At 71.5% G+C, this 13,013-nt stretch carries 13 protein-coding genes; 5 read left to right on the top strand and 8 right to left on the bottom strand.

Annotation, left to right across the window (positions count from 1 at the left end; genetic code table 11):
• Positions 1-9: 9 nt before the first annotated feature.
• Complete coding sequence (locus tag ACZ3IG_RS00715; RefSeq protein ID WP_467427730.1) at positions 10-654, bottom strand: ATP-binding protein; 645 nt, start codon at positions 652-654, stop codon at positions 10-12.
• Between the two features lie 172 nt (positions 655-826).
• Here ACZ3IG_RS00715 and ACZ3IG_RS00710 point away from each other — a divergent pair, with 172 nt between their 5' ends.
• Positions 827-1,675 carry a helix-turn-helix domain-containing protein gene (locus ACZ3IG_RS00710; RefSeq protein WP_467427729.1) on the top strand — a complete coding sequence of 283 codons (849 nt, stop codon included), beginning with the start codon at positions 827-829 and terminating at the stop codon, positions 1,673-1,675.
• Positions 1,672-1,884, top strand: coding sequence for a DUF397 domain-containing protein (locus ACZ3IG_RS00705; RefSeq protein WP_467427728.1), 213 nt, complete (start codon positions 1,672-1,674; stop codon positions 1,882-1,884). Before ACZ3IG_RS00710 ends, ACZ3IG_RS00705 begins: the two co-directional genes overlap by 4 nt.
• A gap of 55 nt (positions 1,885-1,939) precedes the next feature.
• On the opposite strand, the gene ACZ3IG_RS00700 is transcribed toward ACZ3IG_RS00705, so the two are convergent.
• The 4 genes from ACZ3IG_RS00700 to ACZ3IG_RS00685 form a co-directional block, all read right to left on the bottom strand.
• Positions 1,940-2,326: a hypothetical protein gene (locus tag ACZ3IG_RS00700; RefSeq protein ID WP_467427726.1), complete on the bottom strand. Its 387-nt coding sequence runs from the start codon at positions 2,324-2,326 to the stop codon at positions 1,940-1,942.
• A gap of 263 nt (positions 2,327-2,589) precedes the next feature.
• Positions 2,590-4,701, bottom strand: coding sequence for a hypothetical protein (locus ACZ3IG_RS00695; RefSeq protein ID WP_467427725.1), 2,112 nt, complete (start codon positions 4,699-4,701; stop codon positions 2,590-2,592).
• Between the two features lie 383 nt (positions 4,702-5,084).
• On the bottom strand, positions 5,085-5,840 hold the full coding sequence (locus ACZ3IG_RS00690) for an SDR family oxidoreductase (protein WP_467427724.1): 756 nt from the start codon (positions 5,838-5,840) through the stop codon (positions 5,085-5,087).
• A gap of 56 nt (positions 5,841-5,896) precedes the next feature.
• Positions 5,897-6,646, bottom strand: coding sequence for an SDR family NAD(P)-dependent oxidoreductase (locus ACZ3IG_RS00685; protein WP_467427721.1), 750 nt, complete (start codon positions 6,644-6,646; stop codon positions 5,897-5,899).
• Positions 6,647-6,761: 115 nt separating this feature from the next.
• Between ACZ3IG_RS00685 and ACZ3IG_RS00680 the strand changes: the two genes are divergently transcribed.
• On the top strand, positions 6,762-7,361 hold the full coding sequence (locus ACZ3IG_RS00680; RefSeq protein WP_467427719.1) for a TetR/AcrR family transcriptional regulator: 600 nt from the start codon (positions 6,762-6,764) through the stop codon (positions 7,359-7,361).
• Positions 7,362-7,435: 74 nt separating this feature from the next.
• On the opposite strand, the gene ACZ3IG_RS00675 is transcribed toward ACZ3IG_RS00680, so the two are convergent.
• The gene (locus tag ACZ3IG_RS00675) at positions 7,436-8,281 is read right to left on the bottom strand and encodes a helix-turn-helix transcriptional regulator (protein WP_467427718.1); all 846 of its coding nucleotides are present in this window, start codon (positions 8,279-8,281) and stop codon (positions 7,436-7,438) included.
• Between the two features lie 170 nt (positions 8,282-8,451).
• On the opposite strand from ACZ3IG_RS00675, the gene ACZ3IG_RS00670 reads away from it, so the two are divergent.
• Together ACZ3IG_RS00670 and ACZ3IG_RS00665 are read left to right on the top strand one after the other, a co-directional pair.
• Positions 8,452-9,396: an SDR family oxidoreductase gene (locus tag ACZ3IG_RS00670; protein ID WP_467427717.1), complete on the top strand. Its 945-nt coding sequence runs from the start codon at positions 8,452-8,454 to the stop codon at positions 9,394-9,396.
• A gap of 187 nt (positions 9,397-9,583) precedes the next feature.
• On the top strand, positions 9,584-11,269 hold the full coding sequence (locus ACZ3IG_RS00665; protein ID WP_467427716.1) for a hypothetical protein: 1,686 nt from the start codon (positions 9,584-9,586) through the stop codon (positions 11,267-11,269).
• A gap of 90 nt (positions 11,270-11,359) precedes the next feature.
• Here the strand turns inward: ACZ3IG_RS00665 and ACZ3IG_RS00660 are convergent, their stop codons facing one another.
• Together ACZ3IG_RS00660 and ACZ3IG_RS00655 are read right to left on the bottom strand one after the other, a co-directional pair.
• The gene (locus tag ACZ3IG_RS00660) at positions 11,360-11,836 is read right to left on the bottom strand and encodes a carboxymuconolactone decarboxylase family protein (RefSeq protein WP_467427715.1); all 477 of its coding nucleotides are present in this window, start codon (positions 11,834-11,836) and stop codon (positions 11,360-11,362) included.
• A 74-nt stretch (positions 11,837-11,910) separates the two neighbouring features.
• Positions 11,911-12,849 carry an alpha/beta fold hydrolase gene (locus ACZ3IG_RS00655; RefSeq protein WP_467427713.1) on the bottom strand — a complete coding sequence of 313 codons (939 nt, stop codon included), beginning with the start codon at positions 12,847-12,849 and terminating at the stop codon, positions 11,911-11,913.
• Positions 12,850-13,013: the final 164 nt, after the last annotated feature.

Raw genomic sequence — 13,013 nt, 5'->3', positions numbered from 1 at the left:
CATGTGACGTCATCCACGGACGGCGGACGCCTGGCTCTCGAACCGCATCTGAGCCCGGTCCAGTACGTCGTCCACGTCCCGCCCGTGCAGTCGGAGCCAGTGGAGGAGGTCGGTGATGACCGTGATCGCCGCCTCCTCCGCGTGCGCGGCGCCCAGCCTGCCGACGAAGTGCCGGTGCGGCGGGGGCGTCGGCTGGTAGAGGTCGATGACCGCCTCGGCTTTCGCCGTCCCCGGTCCCGGGCCCTGTTCCTGTGCTGCGGAATGCTCGGGCACCGTGGCCAGCTCGCACCACGTCACCTTGTGGTCGGTGAGGAGTTGGACGCCCCACCGGTCGGTGACGGCCGCGACGATGGCCATGCCCCGGCCTGCTTCCGACTCGACGTGCGCCGCCACGAGCGTGGGCAGCGCACGAGGGTCGGGGTCGTGGACCTCGATGCGCACGGACGTGTCGTTCACCAGCATCGTCAGCGTGGTCGGCGTGTCGGGGCCGACGTGGCCGATGACGTTGGCCACCAGTTCGCTCACGCAGAGCTGTGCGTCGTCCGCCAGTTCCGCCAGGCCCCATTGGCCGAGCTGCCTCCGCACTCCGCGTCGCAGGACCGGCACCTCCCTCTCCGTGGCCAGGAACTCCACGACCCACGGCTTCCGCGCCACGCATGTACCTGGAATCACTTGCGACCTCCGTCGCTCGCCGGTCCGTCCTCGCCAGGATGGTGTGAGCGAATCCCGCTGTGCAATGTGCACGGAGAGAATCCCACCATCGAGTGACTGGTGATCGGTGAGCGAGCGGAAGAGACTGAAGGCCTTACCGCACAAGGGAGTTCCGATGGCCGGATCACCGACGGCACGACGCCGTCGTCTCTCCATCGAGCTGAAGAAGCTCCGGGAGAAGAAGGGACTGACCTGCGCACAGGTCGGAGCCGCCTTGGACTGGAGCGGCTCCAAGGTCAACCGCATGGAGACCGGCAGCGGACGGGTCCAGCCCTCCGACATCGACGCGCTGTGCCGGTTCTACGGGACCGGTGACGAACTGCGGGAGTTCCTCAAGTCACTGGCCCGGCAGGCGAAGACGCGTGGCTGGTGGCAGGTGCACGGGTCGGGAGTGCCGGAATGGTTCTCCATCTACATCGGCCTGGAGCAGGACGCCTCGACCATCCGTCAGTACCAGTGCGAAGTGCTGCCCGGTCTCATGCAGACCGAGGAATACGCGCGTGAACTGCACACCTGCGGCTCGTACTTTCCCCCTGAGGACATCGACCGCGCCGTACGCGTCCGCCTGGAGCGCCAGGGCATACTGGCCGGCCGGGACGCGCCGGACTGCTGGTTCGTCGTGAGCGAGGGGGCGGTGCGTCGGGTCGTGGGCGACCGGCAGGTGATGCGTGCCCAGTTGGAGCGGGTGCTGGTCGTCGTGGAACAGCCGAGCGTGACGCTGCAGGTGCTCGCCTTCGACGCCGGGACCAGTCCGACCACGGGTCCGTTCACCATGCTCGGCTTTCCCGATCCCGAGGACCCCGACGTCGTGTACCGCGACGGCATCACCGATGCGATGTACTTGGAGGGAGAGCCGCACGTACGCGAGTACACGCGGGCCTTCGACGAGTTGAGGGCGGCGGCTCTGAGTCCCCGACGGACGGTCGAGTTCGTCAAGAACGTCGTGAAGGAGTACGCGCGGTGAGCAACAGGTCTCTCGCCGGGGCCGTGGCGCCCGGCTCGTGGATCAGGTCGTCGTACAGCAACGGCGCGGGAGGCGAATGCGTGGAGTGTGCCCGCGTCGGTGACCAGGTGCTGCTGCGTGACACGAAGGCCGGGGACGCGCTCGTCACGGGCGTGCGGGCTCCGGTCTGGCTCTCTTTCGTGGACGCGGTGCGCCGGGGAATGGCCTGAGGTCTACTGGAGCGCGACACGGCGCGCTGTCGACGACATCAGGGCCGCCGGGAGATCAGGTCCGGTCGTCGGCCTGGTCCTCGCCCCCGCCGTCGATGACCGTCCAGTCGGTGCGCCCGGCGGCGTAGGGGTCGGGCGTACCGTCGGGGATGTTCTGCACGGACTGGCCCTGGGCCGTGCCATTGCCGTTGAAGACGAAGTCGGGCCGGATACGCCAGTTGCGGCCCTCGGGGTAGATGAAGCCGTGGGCGGCGAGCTGTTTGAGGCCGCGCGAGACGGATGCCTGCGACATGCCCACCAGCTCGGCGAACTTCACCTGACTCTCGACGAGGACGAGGCCGTGATCCTTGCGGTTCTGGAGGGCGCACATCTTGTGGAACAGCTTGTACGCGCTGACGCTGAGGTCGGCGTCGGCTAGGGCGTTGTGTGCCGCGTATCCCATCGTGGTGAAGCCTCCTCCTCTGAACCAGAGACCGCGCGCGGCTGAGAGGGTTCCGATGCGCACAGGCCGTCGACGGGCCTCGGGATCGCGGTGTCGGTCATCGGGATCGAAGTTGCCGCTGCCCCAGGTGACCATCGATGTCTCCTCTCCGGGGTGCCTTCGTACCGTGTGGCCACATCCCAGCAGGGGGACCGACAACGCCGGGTCCGTGAGCGCGGGGAGCACAGGCGAGGCGGCACGTCCGCGACTCCACGGGGGCGGCCTCAGTGACCGCCCGTTCCGGCCCCGTCGCGTGCCGTGAACGCCGCCTCGACGCGGTCCTGCAGTCTGGCGTGACGGAACTGGAAGACGGGTCCGACGGTCCGCAGGACGTGGCGTTCGCGAGCGTCCTCAAGGAACCTGACCAGGCGGAGCGGAGCCTCGTTGCGCCGGCGCAGTTGGAGGCTCGTCAGGAAGACGCGCCAGGTCACCGATCCCACCAGGCTCAGCGCCAGGCTGAGCAGCAGGCCGCCCGCCGTCACCAGCGTGAGCCCGGACAGGTATCCGTCGATGAGTCCGAGGATGCGCTGGTCCGTCAGCTCGGCGAGCAGGCCCAGGCATGACCCTCCGATGAGACCGCCGACCAGTCCGCCGGCGACCCCCGCGGTCAGCGTGTACCGGCGGTCCTGTCTCCAGCAGGAGACGGGATCGATGGGAGTCCGGCTGTCGGCGCTGCGGTTGCTGAGGCCCGTGACGAACCCGCCCACCACACCGGCGAGGAGACCGAACGCGAAGCCGACGGCGAGCATGATGACGCGGCCGTGGACGAGGAGCAGAGCCACACCCAGTACCAGTCCGATCGTCCCACCACCGACCATCCCGAAGCGGAAGTTCTCGCGGACGACGAAGTCCCTCCATTGCAGACGGCCCAGCAGTTGGGGAGAGTCCCCGGCCCGTCCGTACGTGAGTGACAGCGTCACGGAGAGTGCCACCGACGCGCCGGCTCCGAGCCCGGCCACCGGCCCGCTCCAGAAGAAGCCCGCCACGGCGGCGAGGAGGCCGAGGAACACGCAACTGGCCGTCGTTCTCGGCCAGGCCGGCCGCCACTGGGGGACCTGCCACCAGGCGAGGTCGCGGCTTCCCGCGCTGTTCATCCGATGCGCTATGGCGCCGAGCCAGCGCTCGGCCTGGGCGAGGCTGTAACGACTGCGCGGTTGTCCGGGCCGGTCGTCGTCGTAGGCGGCCGGCAGGACTCGGGCGAGGAGGTGGTCCTCGACCGCCGCCCTGTCCACGAAGCGTGCGGGGTCGAAGCTCTGGTCGGCGCGGTAGGTGTCGCGCATCAGCGTGAGCATCAGGGGCGTGTCCAGTGCCTGGGCGACCGCGTCCGATGGGTGGCTACGGATGTGCCGCACCAGACGGCGCCAGGCGTCCGGGAGCGGCTGCGTCTGGCAGCGCGTCAGGTAGTCCGCCGCGTCCCCGGCGCTGACCGGTAGCAGTTCGAGTCCGGCGGAGCCGGTCAGAGGGCCCGCCGCGGCAACGGCCGTCAGCAGTTCCGCCACGCGGCTCGACAGGACCACGCGGAAGGTCGCCTGCTCGTCCAACGCCCGCAGGGCCACGGGGCGTACGGCCTCGGGGATCTCGTCCAGCCCGTCCAGGAGGACGGCGACCCGGCCGGCGCCGATGAGTCGGGAGACGACACCGCCCGCGTGTTCCTCGGACTTCCTGAACATGTAGTCGGTGGCCAGTCGAGTGGCGAGCCAGTCGTGCAGTCGCCGGGTCCTGGGGTCCCATCCGCTCAGCGTCAGCAGCACGGGGACCGGAACTCTCGCTCGCGCGTCGGGGTCGAGCGCCTCGCGGTGCGCGAGGGCGTCGAGCAGCAACCTGATGACGGCGCCGCTCTTGCCCGCACCGCCTGCTCCGACGACCACCATCCGGCCGGAGTCCAACGCACCGTAGACGCGGAACAGGTCCCGGACGGCACCCGACTCCAGGTCCGCGACGGTGATCGGATCCAGGCCCGGCATGGGCTCGAACCGCGATGAGCTGTTTCCGATACCCACAGCGTCGGTCACCGGCCCCGACACGGGCAGACTCGACCACCTCCAGCGCACCGGCACAGGGCTCGGGTGTATCAGCCGCCGTTCGCTCGCCGCGGCGCTCCACTGCGCCTTCACCCGCTCGGCGAGGTCGTCGGCGAAGTCGCGCAGTGCCGGTTCAGTGAGTTCCGTCCGGGGCCTGCGGTTCGTCAGGAACAACGCCGCGCTGGCGGCCGGAACGACGATGGCGCCGATCCCCTGGACCAGCGTGGCCGCCGAGTCCCGGTCATTGGATCGGAAGACGAACGCCAGGGCGACGAACACGACGACGACGATGAGCAACAGCCCCAAGGCGATCACGTGCGTTCCCCTCCCGCCACCTTGTCGGGAGTGTGTCAGACAATCACCGGACATGTCCTTCGATCGGCCATGCGGACCGTCGCGCCCGGGCCGGGTGCGGACGTCGGTGAGCGCCTGGCCAGGTCGCGGTGTCGAAGGGCCGGCGGCCGGGGCGCGGCCCCGTTCGTGCGGCCGGCCGGGCCGGTCAACGGCAGCGGTGCCGGCCTCCCGCGCCGTGCCGGGCCCGCGCTCCGCCGGTCCGTGCGGGCCTCAGGGGCGTGTCGCCGACGTAGAAGCTCCGGTGACACGCCTCGGGGTGCACGGTGGTGCCGGTGGTACGGGTGAACGCAGGGGTACGAGACGAGGACCGCCGCCGTGGCCGACGCGGGCCGGCGGCCCCCGTTCTAGTAAGCGAGCTCCCCGATCCCCCCGTCCACCCGCAGCACCGTGCCGGCCGTGTAGGCGGACTCGTCCGAGGCGAGGTAGACGGCCGCCTTCGCCAGCTCGGTGGGGGTGCCGAGGCGGTGGAGGGGGACGGTGCTGCGGAGTTCCTCGTAGAGGGCGGCCTGGCGTTCGGGGCCGAGGGGGGAGAACGCGTTGGTGACGGTCGGGCCCGGGCTCAGGCCGTTGACGCGGACGCCCCGGTCCTTCAGTTCGTAGGTCAGGCCGCGGGCGTAGGACAGCAGGCCGGCCTTGGCGGCGCCGTAGACCGTGGCGTTCTCGTGGCCGATGAAGGCGGAGACCGAGCCGACGAGGATCACCGAGGACTGCGGGGAGAAGAGCGGCAGCAGGGATTGGATCAGGAAGAAGGGGGATTTGAGGTTGGTGGCCAGGAGCCGGTCGAACGCCTCCTCGGTCCATGCCTCGAACGGGAGGTGGGTGAGGTCGGCGGCGTTGCTCATCAGGATGTCGAGCTTCGGCCACTCCTCCCCCAGCCGCGCCGCGAGTTCCGCTTGGGTGGGTACGTCGCCGGCGTCGCTGACGACGGTCAGCAGCGGGCCCTCGCCCTTCAGCTGCCGGGCGGCCTCGTCCAGTCGCTCCCGTGAGCGGCCGGTGATCGCGACGGACGCCCCCTCGGCGAGGAACTCGCGGGCCGTCGCGAAGCCGATGCCGCTCGTTCCGCCGGTGATCAGTGCGTGCTTTCCCGCCAGACGGCCCATGGACTCGTTCCTCTCGTTCCTCTCGTTCCTCTCGGTCCTTTCGTTCCTCTCGCTGCTCATATCGCGGTCCGGCCGCCGTCGGCGGCCACGGTCGCGCCGGTCATGTAGCCGGCCCGGTCGCCGGCGACGAAGGCGATCACCTGGGCCACCTCGGCCGGGTCGGAGGTGCGCTTCAGCGCGGTGGTCAGGCCCATGCCGCCCATGTCCGGGCCCATCGCGGCGACCACCTTCGCGGTGCGCATCGGGCCGGGGGCGACGGCGTTGACCCGTACGCCCGACGCGGCGAACTCCGCCGCCCAGGTGCGGGTCAGCGACTCGACCGCCGCCTTGGTGGCGCCGTAGACGGCCATGCCCGGCATGCCGAGGCCGGCCGCGGTGGAGCTGACGTTGACGATGCTGCCGCCGCCGGCCGCGGCCATCTTCGGCGCGAGCAGGGCGGTGAGCAGGAACGGCGCGCGCACATTGACCTCGAAGGCGGCGTCGTAGTCCGCGAGGTCCTGCTCGGTGGTCGGGGCGAACGTCATGAGGCTCGCGTTGTTGATCAGGACGTCCACGGCTCCGGCCTCCTCGGCCAGCCGCCGCACGGCCGCCGGGTCGGAGAGGTCGGCCGCGACGAAACGCACGGTCCCGGTGGACCCGCCACCGGTGGCGCGCAGATCCGCCACGACCTGGGCGCCGCGCTCCGGGTCGGTGCCGGTGAGGATCAGGTCGGCGCCCGCCGAGGCCAGGATCTTCGCCGTCGCGTGCCCGAGTCCGCCGATCGCACCGGACCCGGTGATGAGTGCTGTCTTCCCTGCGAATTCCATGCGTCGCCCTTCGCGCCGGCCGGTGGACGGCCGACTTCTATGCAGCCGTTCAAGAAGTACGGAAGGGAAGCTACGACTTCTTGAACGCCTCGTCAAGAAGTCGTAGGGTCGGACCGTGGCACGCACCGGACGACCCCGCGAGTTCGACAAGGACCAGACGCTGACGCGCGCGCTGGAGCTGTTCTGGTCCCGTGGCTACGGGGCGACATCGATCCAGGACCTGGTCGACGCGCTGGGCGTCGAACGCGGCAGCCTCTACGGAGCGTTCGGCGACAAGCGCCGCTTCTACCTCGACGCCGTCCGGCTCTACTGGGACGTGTACGAGCGGCACCTGACCGCCGCGCTCGACACCACCCCGCTGCTGCCGGCGCTGCGCGAGATCCTGACCCACCCGGCGCGCCTGGACGAGCTGGTCTCCGAGGCGGGCGTGCCGCAGGGCTGCCTGGTCGGCAACACCACCGCCGAACTCGTACCCGCCGACGGCGAGGCCACGGACGTCGTCGCCCGCTCGTACCGCCGGTTCACCGACATCGTCACCGACGCGCTCCGCCGCGCGCAGGCCGCCGGGGAGGTCACCGACAGCGCCCGCCCCGAGGCGCAGGCGCAGCTCCTGCTCTACGTCGTCCAGGGCCTGTCGCTCGTATCGAGGGCCGGTCTCGACCGGGCCGCCGCGCTGGCCGCGATCGACACCGCGGTCGACGCGCTGCGGGCCTGACCCGGCCCGGCTGCGGTCCGGCGGCGGTCCGGCTGCGGTCCGGCGGTGTCCCTGCCCTCCCCCGGGGTCCGGGCTCAGCGCAGCGCCTGTGCCCCTATGACGGACAGCAGGCGCAGCTTCTCGTGGCTCTCGCTGCCGGGGACGGCGGTGTAGACGAGCAGCAGGTGCGACTGGTCCGGGTCGAGGAGGGTCTGGCAGGTCAGCTCCAGGGGGCCGACCTCGGGGTGGACGAAGTGTTTGACCTCCCTGGGGCGGATGCCGACCTCGTGGTCGTCCCAGACGCGGCGGAACTCCTCGCTCCGCGCCAGCAGCAGGTCGGCGTAGTGGGCCGCGCGGGAGCCGGGGCCCCGGAGCGTGGCCACCCCGCGCAGGCCCGAGACGAACATGCGGGTGAGGAAGGCGTGCTCCTCGGGGGCGTACAGCCGCCGGGTGGCGGGGTCGGTGAACCAGCGGTAGCCGAGGCTGCGGGCCGGGCCGCTGTGGACGGTCCGGTCGCCGGTGAGCGCGACACCGAGCGGGGTCTGCCGCAGCGTCTCGCCCAGCTCGGTGACGATCTCGGCGGGCGTGTCGTGCAGGCGGTCGAGGATGCGGAGGAGGCCGGGGGCGATGTGCTCACCGGCCGCGCCCCTCGGGGGCGGGGTGTGCCCGGCGAGGCGGAAGAGGTGGTCGCGCTCGTCGAGGGAGAGGTGCAGGCCCTGTGCGATGGAGGCGATCATCTGCTCGGAGGGGTGGGGGCCGCGCTCGCGTTCGAGGCGCGCGTAGTAGTCGGCCGACATGTGGCACAGCGCGGCGACCTCCTCCCGCCGCAGCCCGCTCGTCCGGCGGCGCCGGCCGCGGGGCAGGCCGACGTCCTCGGGTTGCAGCGCCTCCCGGCGGCGCCGCAGGAACTCCGCCAGTCCCCTCCGGTCGATCGCCGCCACGCGTGCCCGCCTCCGTCGCCGTACGTACGTCCTTCCGTCCTCTTTCTATCGTCTTCTGTCGCCCGCGCGTCCCGGCCAGCCACGGATCGTCGATCCCCCTCTCACCGGTTGCCGCGGCCACGGCGCCGGTCCCAGGCTCGATGACGTACCCGAGCGCCAGGAGTGGGCCCATGCCACGCACCCCCATCGACATCACCGTCCCCGACCTGTCCGGCAGGCGCGCCGTCGTCACCGGAGCCAGCGACGGCATCGGGCTCGGCATCGCGACGCGGCTCGCGGCGGCCGGGGCCGAGGTGGTCCTGCCCGTCCGCAACCCGCGCAAGGGCGAGGCCGCGCTCGCCGCGATCCGCCGTACGGTCCCGCACGCGGACGTGTCGCTGCGCGAGCTGGACCTGTCCTCGCTCGCCTCGGTGGCCGCCCTCGGCACCACGCTGCGGGAGGAGGGCCGGCCGGTCCACCTCCTCGTCAACAACGCCGGCGTCATGACCCCGCCCGACCGGCGGACGACCGCCGACGGGTTCGAGCTGCAGTTCGGCACCAACCACCTCGGCCACTTCGCCCTGGTCGCCCACCTGCTGCCGCTGCTGCGCGCGGGTCGGGCACGCGTGACCTCGCAGGTCAGCGTCGCGGCCAACCAGGGCGCCATCAACTGGGACGACCTGAACTGGGAACGCTCCTACGACGGCATGAAGGCGTACAGCCAGTCGAAGATCGCCTTCGGGCTGTTCGGTCTGGAACTCGACCGGCTCAGTCAGGCCCACGGCTGGGGCATCACCAGCAACCTCTCCCACCCCGGCGTCGCCCCGACCAGCCTGCTGGCCGCCCGCCCCGAGGTCGGACGCGCCAAGGACACCCTGGGCGTACGGCTGATCCGGGTCCTGTCCGCCCGCGGCATCGTCGTCGGCACGGTCCGCACCGCCCAGCTCCCCGCCCTCTACGCCGCCACCTCGCCCGACGCCGAGCGGGGCGGGTTCTACGGGCCGCGCGGTCCGGGGCACCTGGGCGGCGCGCCCGGGGAGCAGAAGCTCTACTCGCGGCTGCGCGGCACGGAGGAGGCGCGGCGGGTGTGGCGGGTCTCCGAGGAGCTCACGGGGGTCGCCTGTCCCGGCAGTTGAGGGCGGGTGAGGGTGACTGGCCGCAGACGGGCACGGGTTACGGCAGGCCAGGAGGCACGGCACGGAGGGTGGCCGCGCCAACACGCCTCGCGGCAGCCGTGAAGAGTTTCCCCGTCGCACCGCTTCTGTTAGCCGAACCTGATTACCTTCGCGGCCACGCCCGGTCCGGCACAGGAGAGGTATGTCCATGAGCACTCCGGTCCATCGTGTCCCGACACGGCAGTCCTCGGCCATCGTGACGGCGGTCCGGCAGCGCGAGGAGCGGGAGCGGAACGGGAGTTCGTCCGGGAACCCGGTGCAGCGCGCCCTGCTGCAGATGCAGTCCAGCGCCGGCAACCGGGCCGCGACGGTGGCGGTGCAGCGCGTCCGGGGTGCGACTCTGGAGACGAGTCCGGTGGAGACCGAGACACCGGCGCCGGAGACACCGGTGGCGGCACCGGGAACCCAGGTGGCGGCGGCGGAGAGCCAGGCGGCCGAGACCGGTGGCGCGGCCGGCAAGAAGAAGAAGCGGAAGCGCGACTGGGCGAAGCCGCTCGTCGACAGGTACAAGAAGTACGCCGAGCAACTCGACGCCTGGGTCAAGGGCGTGCAGACCCCCACCAACGCGGGCGTCAGCCAGACGGCCACCGCCGCGGGCGACGCCGCCGCCGCGCACGGCTCCGCCGCCTCGGGTGTCTCCGCCGGGTCGGAGAACCTCGCCGCGGAGCTCGGCAACGCCGGCCTCAGCACCTTGGACGCCGCGCTGGCCCTTGAGGACGCCAAGAAGGCCAAGGAGGGGGCCAAGTACCACACGGCGATGAAGAAGGCCAAGGTCAAGGGGACCGACGCGGCCATCGCCACCGTCAACTCGGGCAGCTACGCCGCGGCCATCGTCCGGGAGGCGGACAAGCTCAAGGAGGCGGCGAACGCCGCGATGTCCGCCGAGGCGAGCGGTTCCCTCAGCGCGGTCGTCGGCACGGCGAAGGGCGCCCGCTCGACGCGGCGCGTCACGAGGGCCATCCGCAAGTACAAGGATCTGAAAGCGCTCGGAGATCCCCGTACCGTCCACGAGGCGTCACTGGCCGAGCTGCGGGAGGCCGTGCGGGCGTCCAAGGACAGGGTGGACGCGGCGTACGCCAAGGTGGTGGCCAGGCCGACCGGCTCCGAACCGCACGGGGAGGACTTCTTCGCTGACTTCTCCGCGTACTTCGCGGACATAGACGCGCTCAACCAGGAACTGGACCGCGCGCGTGAGGCCGCCGCGGCACTGGAGAGCGCCGAGGCGGCCAGCGCGGACGAGGAGACGCTGTACTCGGCGCAGAAGTACGCGCGCAAGAAAACGGGGTACCGGATGGCCAAGGAAACGGTCAGCGGCGTGGGCGAGACCACCAAGGCCGCGGCCGGCGCCGTGGGAGTGGCCGCCGCGGCGGGGGCCCTGGCGAGCACCCCGGTCGGCTGGGGTCTCGCCGCGGGCGGCGGTGGTCTCCTGCTCCTCCTCGCCGGTTACAAGGGGGTCAAGGCGGCCAGGGGGCGTTACAACGAGAAGCGCCACCCCGAACTGCACGGGGAACTGGACGAGAACGGTCAGTTCCCGGAGGCCGCGTCCGAGAAGGAGGCGTGGAAGCACGCCCTCGCGTTCTGGCGGAAGGTGGAGAAGGGCGAACGCCAGGCCAAGGCGCGCGACATCTACCGTCTGGCGGCGGGTCCCGGCGTCCCCGGGAGCGCCGGCACGGACGCCCAGACGCGGGCGGACGCCCGGGCCCTCCTCAAGGTGCTCAAGTGCGGTCCGGACGACCACAAGCTGTCCGAGGGCGAGTGGGAGAAAAGCCTGAACAACCCGGACAAGAAGGCCGACTGGATCAAGGAGATCGCGGAGCAGCTGGCCTCCGGGTGACCCGGAAGGGTCGTCGCGTGCCGTCCTCGGGGGCGGCTCTCCCGTCGATCAGGAGAGCCGCCCCCGAGGCGTTGTGGACGACCGGTCGCCTCAGCCGAACATGCCGGGTTCGTAACTCCCGGCCGGCTGGCGGACGATCACGTTGAAGCGGTTGTACGCGTTGATGACCGCGATCAGCGAGATCAGCGCCGCCAACTGGTCCTCGTCGTAGTGCTCGGCCGCCGCCGCCCACGTCCCGTCGCTGACGCCGGTGGGCGAGTCGGCGAGGCGGGTGCCCTCCTCGGTGAGGGCCAGGGCGGCGCGCTCGGCGTCGGTGAAGACCGTGGCCTCGCGCCAGGCGGCGATCAGGTTGAGGCGGGTCGGGGTCTCGCCGGCCGCCGTGGCGTCCTTGGTGTGCATGTCGGTGCAGAAACCGCAGCCGTTGATCTGGCTGGCGCGGATCTTCACCAGCTCCTGGGTGGTGTGCGGGAGGGACGAGTCCGTCAGGACCTTGCCCGCCCCGTTGAGGTGGCCGAAGAGCTTCCTGGAGACCGGGTTGGCGAACAGGTCGAATCGGGCGGCGTTCATGGGTTCCTCCGGGTCGGTGTCATCGTCGGTACACCCACATGACGGAGGGGACGCGGGGAGTGTGACAGGCCGCGTCAGTTTTCCCGGGTTTCCCGGGTCTCTCGGGTCTCTCGGGTCTCTCGGGCGAGGAGGCGGTTCAGGGCCGCCGTCGTCTCTCCGGGGCGTTCGTCCAGGAGCCAGTGGCCGGTGCCGTGCAGCATCGTGAGGTCGGCCCGGGGGATGCGGGCGGCGAGTTCGGTGGCGATGGCGGGGCTGAGGTAGGTGTCCTCGCGGCCCCAGACGATCGCGGTCGGGCAGGTGATCTCGCCGAGGCGGCGGCGCAGCCCGGGGCGGGTGGCCGTGCGGTAGTCGGCGAAGAAGTGCAGGAGCCGGCGGCGGCCCTCGGTGGTGCGCATCCAGTCGGTGTAGGTGGCGAGCGTCGCGTCGTCCAGGTGACCGGAGCGCCGGAGGGGGGTGAGGGCGAGGCGGTGCAGGGCCGCGAAGGGGAGGTGGCGGGCGACGGAGCGCAGGGCGGGGACGCGGCCGGCCAGCGTGAGCAGGGTGAAGACGGTGTACCAGGGGGTGGTGAAGGAGGAGTGGGCGCGGCTGTTGAGGAGGGCCAGGCGGCGGACCCGGGAGGGGTGGGCCTGGGTGAAGCCGAGGGCGAGGAAGCCGCCGTAGTCGTGGCCGAAGAGGTTGACCGAGTCGATGCCGAGGGCGTCCAGGAGGCGGCCGACGCGGGCGACCTCCGTGACGTAGTCGAAGGACAGGTGGAAGGGGTGGTCGGAGGCGCCCCAGCCGAGGAGGTCGGGGGCGATGACCCGGTGGGTGCGGGCCAGGGGCGGGATCTGGTGGCGCCAGCAGCGGTGGTTGGCGGGGTAGCCGTGCAGGAGGAGGATCGGTTCGGCATCGGGCGGGCCGGCCTGCCAGTAGGCGACGCGGGCGCCGTCGACCACGGCCGTGCGGCGCTCTCCCTCTCCCCGGTCCCACTGCCCTTCCCTGTTCGCGTTCATGTCGGTCTCCTGCGCGGGCATGCCGCCTCCTCGTCGTCGTACACGGCGTCGCCATAGGTCCTCGTACGTCGTCGTACGTCCTGGTACAGGGACGCGCCGAAGGTTCAACGATCAAGGGATGCGCTGCGCACCCGCTTGTTCACTCGTACGGGTGATTCGGCGGGGCTTGGCAGCGCGCGGACGGG

It is taken from the genome of Streptomyces sp. NPDC016677 (assembly GCF_055562815.1).
The sequence above is the reverse complement of the archived record's forward strand: the minus strand, read 5'-3'. Positions and strand labels throughout refer to the sequence as shown.

Excerpts from the sequence above, each read along its gene's own strand:
- ACZ3IG_RS00710 (WP_467427729.1), top strand. The coding sequence starts at position 827 with ATGGCCGGATCACCGACGGCACGACGCCGTCGTCTCTCCATCGAGCTG.
- ACZ3IG_RS00670 (WP_467427717.1), top strand. The coding sequence starts at position 8,452 with ATGCCACGCACCCCCATCGACATCACCGTCCCCGACCTGTCCGGCAGG.
- ACZ3IG_RS00685 (WP_467427721.1), bottom strand. The coding sequence starts at position 6,646 with ATGGAATTCGCAGGGAAGACAGCACTCATCACCGGGTCCGGTGCGATC.
- ACZ3IG_RS00655 (WP_467427713.1), bottom strand. The coding sequence starts at position 12,849 with ATGCCCGCGCAGGAGACCGACATGAACGCGAACAGGGAAGGGCAGTGG.
- ACZ3IG_RS00665 (WP_467427716.1), top strand. The coding sequence starts at position 9,584 with ATGAGCACTCCGGTCCATCGTGTCCCGACACGGCAGTCCTCGGCCATC.
- ACZ3IG_RS00690 (WP_467427724.1), bottom strand. The coding sequence starts at position 5,840 with ATGGGCCGTCTGGCGGGAAAGCACGCACTGATCACCGGCGGAACGAGC.
- ACZ3IG_RS00660 (WP_467427715.1), bottom strand. The coding sequence starts at position 11,836 with ATGAACGCCGCCCGATTCGACCTGTTCGCCAACCCGGTCTCCAGGAAG.
- ACZ3IG_RS00700 (WP_467427726.1), bottom strand. The coding sequence starts at position 2,326 with ATGGGATACGCGGCACACAACGCCCTAGCCGACGCCGACCTCAGCGTC.